At 61.4% G+C, this 9,040-nt stretch carries 6 protein-coding genes and 1 pseudogene; all 7 read left to right on the forward strand.

The genetic code is table 11. The features are described 5' to 3' along the window. Positions 1 to 43: 43 nt before the first annotated feature. Complete coding sequence (locus AC1DTN_RS31890; protein ID WP_113320811.1) at positions 44 to 1,246, forward strand: ROK family transcriptional regulator; 1,203 nt, start codon at positions 44 to 46, stop codon at positions 1,244 to 1,246. Positions 1,247 to 1,594: 348 nt separating this feature from the next. Next, positions 1,595 to 2,743, forward strand: a complete 1,149-nt coding sequence (locus AC1DTN_RS31895) for an ABC transporter ATP-binding protein (RefSeq protein ID WP_113320812.1) — start codon at positions 1,595 to 1,597, stop codon at positions 2,741 to 2,743. 343 nt (positions 2,744 to 3,086) lie between these two features. Then, a complete protein-coding gene (locus tag AC1DTN_RS31900) occupies positions 3,087 to 4,472 on the forward strand; it encodes an NADH:flavin oxidoreductase (protein ID WP_477924146.1) in 1,386 nt (461 codons plus the stop codon). Positions 4,473 to 4,506: 34 nt separating this feature from the next. Continuing rightward, complete coding sequence (locus AC1DTN_RS31905) at positions 4,507 to 6,033, forward strand: c-type cytochrome (RefSeq protein WP_113320814.1); 1,527 nt, start codon at positions 4,507 to 4,509, stop codon at positions 6,031 to 6,033. After that, on the forward strand, positions 6,030 to 6,461 hold the full coding sequence (locus AC1DTN_RS31910; RefSeq protein WP_007814655.1) for a hypothetical protein: 432 nt from the start codon (positions 6,030 to 6,032) through the stop codon (positions 6,459 to 6,461). Before AC1DTN_RS31905 ends, AC1DTN_RS31910 begins: the two co-directional genes overlap by 4 nt. Then, the gene (locus AC1DTN_RS31915; protein WP_477924148.1) at positions 6,458 to 7,933 is read left to right on the forward strand and encodes a c-type cytochrome; all 1,476 of its coding nucleotides are present in this window, start codon (positions 6,458 to 6,460) and stop codon (positions 7,931 to 7,933) included. The genes AC1DTN_RS31910 and AC1DTN_RS31915 overlap by 4 nt, the downstream gene beginning before the upstream one ends. A gap of 16 nt (positions 7,934 to 7,949) precedes the next feature. Continuing rightward, positions 7,950 to 9,040 (forward strand): annotated as a pseudogene (locus AC1DTN_RS31920) (hypothetical protein); the annotation flags it as partial.

Here is a 9,040-nt window from a genome sequence, read left to right on the forward strand (position 1 = left end):
ACCGGGGCAACGATGAAGACGGATCTGGCGGGGTAGCTCGACGATGGTATTGACCGAAAACGCGCCTCCCGTGCTGCGACAGATCTCCGTGCGCGCGGTCATGGACGTGCTGCTCCATGCCGGACCTACCTCGCGAGCCGAGCTTTCAAAGATCACAGGCCTTTCGAAGCAGACGATGTCCGAGGTCATCAGGGCACTGGAGGAAGGTGGCTGGGTTCGGGAAAAAGGCGTCACGAGCGGTCGCATCGGCCGCACGGCCATTACCTATGAGGTCAATGGCGATGCCGGCTATGCTGTCGGTATCGACATGGGCGCAACGACGACGCGTATCGTGCTTGGCAATATCGTCGGAAGCGTTGTCGGCGAAATCGACTATCCGTCCGACCGCCGGGGCGGCTATCATCTGATCGATCAAGTCGAGGCAATGCTGTCCAAGATGCTGTTGCAGCTCGGGATTGCCAGGGAGTTCCTCCTCGTGGCGGCGATAGCCACGCCAGGGGTCGTCGATCCTGCGACGGGTGCACTCTCGATGGCGCCGAACCTTGCCGATATCGCCGGCATTGATATCGGCAGGACGCTCAGCCAGAGGCTCGGCTGTCCCGTCGTCCTGGAAAACGATGTCAACGCAGCCGTTATCGGCGAGTCCTGGCAGGGATGCGCGACCGCAATCGATACCGTGGCGTTCATTTCGCTCGGGACGGGTATCGGGCTCGGCGTGCTCCAGGACGGCAAGCTGATGCGTGGCGCAAACGGAGCGGGCGGCGAGATTTCCTACATGCCGTTCGGTGCCGATCCATACACGAAGGACAGTCTTGAAAGGGGCGCGCTGGAATGCGCGATCGCGGCTCGGGGAATTAGCGAGCTCTACGAGCGTTCCGGGGGTGAGAAGGACACCTCGGTCCGGGACATCCTGGAACTTGCCGAAAAGAACGACCCGATCGCGGTCGAGGTGATCGGCAAGGTGTCGGACATTGCCGCGCTGCTTGTCGTGTCCGTCAACGCGATCGTCGATCCGAAGATCGTCGTTCTCGGCGGCAGTATCGGTCGCCACCCCCTGATAGCCGAAGGCGTTCGGCGAGGTATCGTGAAGGCGAGCCGCCGTGCCATCGATGTCGAGGCAAGTATTCTTGGCGGTCGGGCAACGCTGATCGGGGCTCTCGCAATTGGACTGAACCACGTTCACAACCTGCTTTTTTCTCCCCAGACCTTGCCGGAGCAGCGGCGCTTGCCGCCACCGCCGCTTTGATTGTCGCGCAGATCTCCGTGTCACATGACAATGGTCGCGGTACCGGAATGGCTGGGCGCAATGACGGTCCCGCCACCGGTGAAGGCGACGGCGGCTGCACATCGCGAAAGGCCAGATAGCCGGGAAGAATGACCGMCAGGACCTGCGCAGGCGCGAGCCGCCCAGGATGGGGTTCATTGAAAATCCTGTCTGCAGGCGGCAGGAAACTGATGATCGCTGATAGAAAAATACGTTCGTCATCTTGACGAACTAATTGCTTCCACGCAGACTGAACCGAGATATGAGGAGATCCGATTGCCTCGGTGTGGCTGCGGCCACCTCCGGAAGAAACGTCAAAGGAATGGATTCATGGCCGGTCTCAAATTGAACGATGTCAGGAAGAGCTTCGGCCATCATTCGATTCTCCATGGTGTCGATCTCGATGTGGGTGAGGGCGAATTCGTCGTGTTGGTCGGCCCTTCAGGGTGTGGCAAGTCGACATTGCTTCGTCTGATCGCTGGCCTCGAAAGTGTGAGCGCGGGAAAGATCATCATTGGCGACGATGACGTGACGGCGTCGCCTCCGGGGGATCGCGGGATCGCGATGGTGTTTCAGTCCTATGCGTTGTACCCGCATATGACCGTTGCCAAGAATCTGTCCTTCGGCCTCGAAAACCTCACGATGAGCCGGGCCGAAATCGATCGGCGTGTGATGGAGGCGGCAAGAATGCTTGCGATCGAGCCTCTCCTCGATCGACGCCCGAAACAGCTCTCGGGGGGCCAGCGGCAACGTGTGGCGATCGGTCGTGCGATTGTGAGGAACCCCAAGCTCTTCCTGTTCGATGAACCGCTGTCCAATCTGGATGCCGCACTTCGCGTGCAGACACGAGGCGAGATCAGCCGCCTCCACAAGCGGCTTGGCGCCACCATGATCTATGTGACGCATGATCAGGTCGAGGCCATGACGATGGCGGACCGCATCGTCGTCCTCAATGCCGGACGCGTCGAGCAGGTCGGTACTCCGCTGGAGCTGTTCGAGGCCCCGGCCAACAAGTTTGTCGCGGGCTTCATCGGCTCGCCGCAGATGAACTTCTTCGATGGAATGCTTGCCGGGACCGGTCCGGGTCATGTTGCTGTCGACGTACCGGGCTTCGGCCGTCTGGACATTCCAGCGCAGGCGGGGGATGCGACCGTCGGCGAACCTGTGATCCTCGGCGTACGGCCGAGCCATTTCGAACTCGCCAAGGGCAATGGCGCCGACGGATATCCGATCCGCTTCGAAGTCGATTACGCCGAAAGCATCGGCACGGATACCTATGTGTATGGCGTGGTGGAGGGCAGCGGGACTGCAACGATCGTCCACCTGCCTGATCATGTAGCGGTCAAGGACCGTGCAACCCTGCAGCTTGCGGTCCGGCCCGCGCGCCTTCATCTCTTTCGAGCCAAGACCGGCAGTTCCATCACAAAACCGCCTATCGGCGCCGCGGCTCTCGTTCATGCCGGCGATATCGAGGCCTGAAGCGCCTACCGCTCCCGAGGCTGCGCCGATGCGGCGACCAGCGGGTCGTTGTAATTCTATCCTTACGGGGATCGGCGATCGACCGCTCCGATGAACCTATAAATTGCTGGGGCCATTATGGCGGTGCTCGCCGCCCTGCTGATCATCACAAACATCGGCGGGTTTGTGCCCTGATGGCTGCATGCGACTTGCCGCGCAAAGCGGTGCACGGTCCCGAAATTCGTTTGCAAACCACATTAAATTGCATTAGCTTTCAATACACTAGAAAGTTATAACTTTAGCATTGCATTTCGGCTTTTACTTCCTCTTCCGTCGCCTCGGCGCGTCAATCGGATAGGCCTTCATGCATCCAGACAGTCAATACATCCACGCCGACAATGCGGCGCTCATTTTCGATGAGCTTAAGTTTCGATCGCTGACGGTGAAGAACCGTCTTTTCCGATCCAATGTATCCGGCCAGTTCGACGACTATAACGGTCACGGCGGGAATGCCCGGCTGAACTGGGAGGAGAAGTTCGCGCGCGGCGGGATCGGCTGCATCATTTCCTCCTTTACGCCGGTCTCCGTGCGTGGCCGCATCCTCGTGCGTTATGCGATGATCGACGACGACGATAAGATCCCCTTCTGGCGGGAAGTCGGCCGCCGCGTCCACGGCCATGACTGTCGGTTCATCATGCAGCTCAGCCATTCCGGTCGCCAGCAGGACATGGGCGGCGTCGAGAACCTGTTCAACAAGGGCCTGAGTTCGACCGACAAGAGCGACTACTTCCATGGGCTGCTCGCCCAGGCGATGACGAAACCCGAAATCGCGGAAGTGGTGGAGCAGTTCGCGCAAGGGGCGAGGCGTGCCCGGGAGGCGGGGCTCGACGGTGTCGAGCTTCACGGCGCCAACGGCTATCTGCTGACGCAGTTCCTGAGTTCCGGCATCAACGACCGGACGGACGAATATGGCGGCGGCTGGGAGGGCAGGGCGCGTTTCGTGCTCGAGATCGTCAGGGCGATCCGCCGCGAGGTCGGCCAGGACTTCCATCTGCAGATGAAGATCAACGGCGTCGACCACAATGACTGGCTCTATCCCTGGATCAAGAAGGGCAACACGCTCGACGAGACGATCAAGATCTGCACGATGCTGCTCGACGGCGGCAAGGGCGTCGACTCCTTCCATGTTTCGAGCGGCTCGACCTTTCCGCATCCGCGCAATCCGGCCGGAGACCTGCCGCTGAACGATCTGCATCGCTGGTACGACGGCATGCTCTCGCAGGGCACGCGTGCGCCGATGAATTATGCGATCTTTTCCAATCCCCTGCTGGGGCGCGCCTTCCAGGCGCTCTGGCGCTGGCGCAGGGGCAAGGTCATCGAGGGCATCAATCTCGATTATGCGCGCGCGGTTTCCGAAGCGATCGGCAAGATCGATCCCGACATCAAGGTGCTCTGTACCGGCGGGTTCCAGCATGCCGACAGGATCGCCGAAGCCATCCGCTCGAAAGCCTGCGACGGCGTCACCATGGCCCGTCCGCTGATCGCCAATAACGATCTGCCGAAGATCCTCGCCGAGGCCAACGGCCCGGAGAAGGAATGCACCTATTGCAACAAGTGTCTGCTCAACGATCTCGAAAACCCACTCGGTTGTTACGACCTCAGCCGGTTTGACGGAACGAGCTTCGAGGATCGCTACGGTAAGATGATCAAGCAGGTCATGTCGGTTTTCGAGCCGCCGACCTTCCATTGACACGCGCCATCACCCGCGCATTCGGAGTGGATCTATGAGCAGCGACAACGACCGCAAAACGCCCGTCGAGATCGCCGTCGCCCGCCACCGCCGCTGGTGGCTGGCGGTTGTTGTGCTGCTGTTGCTCGCGCTCGTCTATTACCTCGTGTTCGTCAACCAGTATGTCGTCGCCTTCAAAAGCCAGAGCGAGCATTTCATGCACGGCTCGATCGGCAGCGAGACGGCGACGGGACCGCCTTACTGGGTCTTCAAGGCCTTGCCGGTCATGTATGCCGACAAGCTCGGGCCGGAAGGCTGGGCCCGCTTCGGCTTCCTCTACGAAAAGCCGGGCGACGACCTTCCGATCGGGGTGTCGCGCCGCGTGGTCTCAGGCGTCGAGCGGGTTTGGCTCAACTGTTCCGTCTGCCATGTCGGCACCTATCATCTTTCTGGCGACGCGGTTCGCCATCTCATCCCCGGCGCGCCTTCCAATAATCTGCGCCTGCAGGAATTCATTCGCTTCTTCATCGATGTCGGCCGCGATCCCGGTTTTACTGCCGACGCGCTGATCGAGACGATCGATAGCCCCAAGGTCGGCGGCGATCTCAATGTCTTCGAGCGGCTGGTCTATCGCTACGTGGTCTTCCCACGGGTCAAGAACGCCTTCCTCGATCTCGGTACCCAGCTCGATTTCGTCAAGCGCCAGGAGGATTGGGGGCCGGGCCGCGTGGACACGTTCAATCCCTACAAGGCGCTGCAGTTCAACTTTCCCATGGACGAGGCCCATATATCAGGTGCTGCGCTGAACGGCTCTTCCGACTATCCCGCCATCTGGCGCCAGCGCCCGCGTGAGGGCATGAACCTCCATTGGGACGGCAACAATGATTCCGTGGCCGAACGAAACCTGAGCGCGGCACTCGGCGCCGGCGTGACGCCCGTGACGGTCGACCGGGCGTCGATCGCGCGCATTGAGGACTGGATGTGGGATCTGCCTTCGCCACCGTTCCCCATCGCTGCCAAGATCGATCAGGCGAAGGCGGCAGAGGGCAAGACGCTGTTCCTGCATTATTGCGCCGATTGCCACGGCTTCAAGGATGCGAAGGACTACAGCTATGACAGGCAGCGTTTCACGCGCCTCGGCAAGACGGTTCCGCTCGCCGATATCGGCACCGATGCGGGACGCTGGACCTCCTATACGGCAAATTTCGCCGCCGAGCAGAACCTGCTCTATGCCGGCTATCCCTGGCGCTTCAGCCGCTTCCACAAGACGGACGGCTATGCCAATCACCCGCTCGACGGCATCTGGGCGCGATCGCCCTATCTGCACAACGGCTCGGTGCCGACCTTGCGCGATCTGCTTGAACCGAGCGCCAAGCGGCCGTCCGTCTGGTTCCGCGGCAGCGACGAGTTCGATCTCGCCAAAGTGGGCTATCGGTCGGATCAGTCTGCCGGCGGCGATCTCTTTCGCTACGACACGGCGCGGCCCGGAAATGGCAATGCCGGCCACGAAGGATATCGCTACGGCACGGAACTGCCGGCGGCGGCAAAAGACGCCCTCGTCGAATATATGAAGACGCTATGACCCAGTCGCGATCGCTCAGCAAATGGAAGGCACGGCATGCGGTCCTCGTCTGGATCGGCATCCTTTTGAACTTCGCCTTCGTCCTGCCGCTCATCTTCTGTCCGGAATGGATCCTTGGCCTCTTCGGCATCACCGTCAACCAGCTGATCTGGCCGCGCTTTGCCGGACTGCTGCTCGGGATCCTGTCGATCTTCTACATTCCGGCGACGCTCGATATCGACCGTTACCGCGTCTTCGCCTGGCTCGCGGTCTTCCCTTCCCGCACGCTCGGCACGGTTTTCTTCTTTCTCGCCGTCTTCGTCTTCGACCAGCCGATCGGCTATCTCGCCGGCGTCTTCCTCGACGGGTCGGTCGGCATTGCGACGCTTTTCTGTCTCCTGCGCATCCTGCGGCTCGAACAGAACATCGCCGAAGGGAGACAGGCATGAGGCGCGTCTTCTGGAAATGGCTTTTCGCCGTTCTGGTCCTGCTCGTCGTCGGCGCTTTTGCGCTGTTCTTCCTGCTCTTCCGGCCGGTCGCCCAGCCGAGGACGAACGATCTGGCTGAGGTCTTCAATCACGGCTCGATCGGCAATGAAGAGGCGCAGGGAATTCCCTACTGGATCTGGCGCGTCCTGCCGCAGCTCTTTCCCGAACATCTGCCGGCAAACGCGGACGGTTATGGCGCCTTCGGCCTCTATTGGCGCGCCGGCGACGAGGTTCCGGTCGGCCTGTCGGTCAAGACGCTCGGCGTCATAGAGCGCGTTGCGCCGAATTGCGCCTTCTGCCACCAGGGCAGCTATCGGCTCCATGCCGCCGAGCCGGCGCGGCTGGTCGAGGCAGGCCCTGGGACGCGGGTCAATCCGCAGGCCTATATCCGCTTTCTGATCGATGTCGGCGCCGATCCCAGGTTTACCGCCGACCGGGTGATGACGGAGATCGGTAGGATCTATGACATGCCGGTCTGGGAGCGGGCGCTCTATCGCTTCGTCCTGGTGCCGGCGACCCGGGCAGCCCTCCGGGAACAGGGGCGGCAGTTTGCCTGGATGAAGGATCGGCCGGACTGGGGGCCGGGCCGGATCGATCCTTTCAATCCCGTCAAGTTCCAGAACCTCCAACTTGCCGACGACCACACTATCGGCAATTCCGACATGATGCCCCTGTGGTCGCTTGCCAACCTCGCCGCCACCAATACGCGCCGCTTCTCGCTCCATTGGGACGGACTGCAGACCGATCTCTACGAGACGGTGGTCTCGGGCGCGATCGGCGACGGCATGACCTACAAATCCTATGGGGGAAGCGAAGAGGGTCTTCGCCGCATTATGGATTTCATCCGCCTGCAGGCGCCGCCGCCGTCGCCGTTTTCTCCCCTCAAGCCGGCAGACGATCTTTATCATGTCGATGCGGCGGCAGTAGACGCCGGCCGTGCGATCTATACCGCGCTATGCGCCGTCTGCCATGATGCCAAGGGCGCACGCTACAGGACGCCGATCCCAATCGTCGAGCTCGGCACGGACCGCCATCGCCTCGACATGTGGACATCAGCAGCCCGCGACCGTTATGCGGCCTACGAGCCGCGCTATGCCTGGGGTTTTGCCAATTTCCAGAAGACCGACGGTTATGTGGCGACGGGCCTTGCTGGCCTGTGGCTGCGCGGTCCCTACCTGCATAATGGCAGCGTCCCGACATTGCGCGCCCTGCTGCTTCCGCATGCCGAGCGGCCGGGGCAGTTCTACCGCGGCTCCGATCTTGTGGATGCCGACAATGGCGGCTTCGTGAGCATGCCGGATAAGTCGGGGGAGCAATACGGCACGCTCTACGATACCGGCCTTCCGGGCAACGGCAATGGCGGTCATCTCTGGGGCACGGATCTGCCGCCGGAGGCGAAGGAGCAACTGCTTTCCTATCTCAAGACACTTTGACCATCAGGAGGGGGCAATGGCAAACGTCAGACAGCGCATCGTGCGGTTTCTCGCCTGGATCGTGGCAGCCGTCGTCGCGCTCGCCGTCATCGCCATCGCTGCGGTTGCGCTCATCGTCTGGTGGCTGATCGAGCCGGATGCGAGCCAGTTCGGCAATGTTGAGGACGAGGCGAAGACAGTCCATCGCAAGGTCGAGGAATTTCCCGGAGCCGGCGAGCCTTACTTCGCGGCAATGGACAAGGGCTTGCTGCTGCCGCCGGCAGCCGGCGCCGATTATTCCGACGAGATCAAGGAGGTCGCAACCGCCACCGGGCTCGATCCGGAGGCCGTCCGCAAGGCGGCGATCCGCGGACAGAATGCCTGGATCGTCTGGACCGGCGGCAACGACCGTTTCTGGGACTTCGCTGCCAGCGCGACGATCGGCGCCTTCGATCTCCTGAAGACCATCTCGTCTCATCCGACGATGGCCTATGGCCGCGACAACCGCTTCCGCTATCTCGGGCTCGTCAACGAACCCTGCTTCGACACTCCGAAGAGCGCTGATCCCGATCATTGGGGGCTGTGGATCGATCAGCGCAAAAAGGACTGCGCGGCCGACAGTTTCGGCGGCAACGCCGAGGCGGATGCCCGCTATCCCGGCGTGCAGATCGGCTCGCGCGGCACCACGGTCAAGGTGAAGAACGAAGAGAAGAAAATCCCGGTCGGCTCTTATTATGGCGAACCGACGGGCGTGATGGGCCTGCGTCTCTTCCCCAATCCTGATTTCGACAGCAAGGCCGCCGAACATTGGGATGCGGTGCGCTATTACACCGATCCCTCCTATTACAACGACAAGGATCTCGTGCGTCCCTATCGCGTCGGCATGTCCTGCGCCTTCTGTCATGTCGGTCCCAATCCGATCAATCCGCCGAAGAATGTCGAGAGCCCGGCATTCCCTGAAATCTCGTCCAATCCCGGCGCCCAATATTTCTGGGTCGACCGCATTTTCTTCTGGAACACCAAACCGCGCGCGACGCCTGGGGAACCGGCCGAGAACGAGAGGAATTTCCTCTTCCAGCTGTTCCATACGAACCCGCCGGGTTCGCTCGACACATCGCTGGTCTCTTC

The organism is Rhizobium sp. 01T444 (assembly GCF_056398305.1).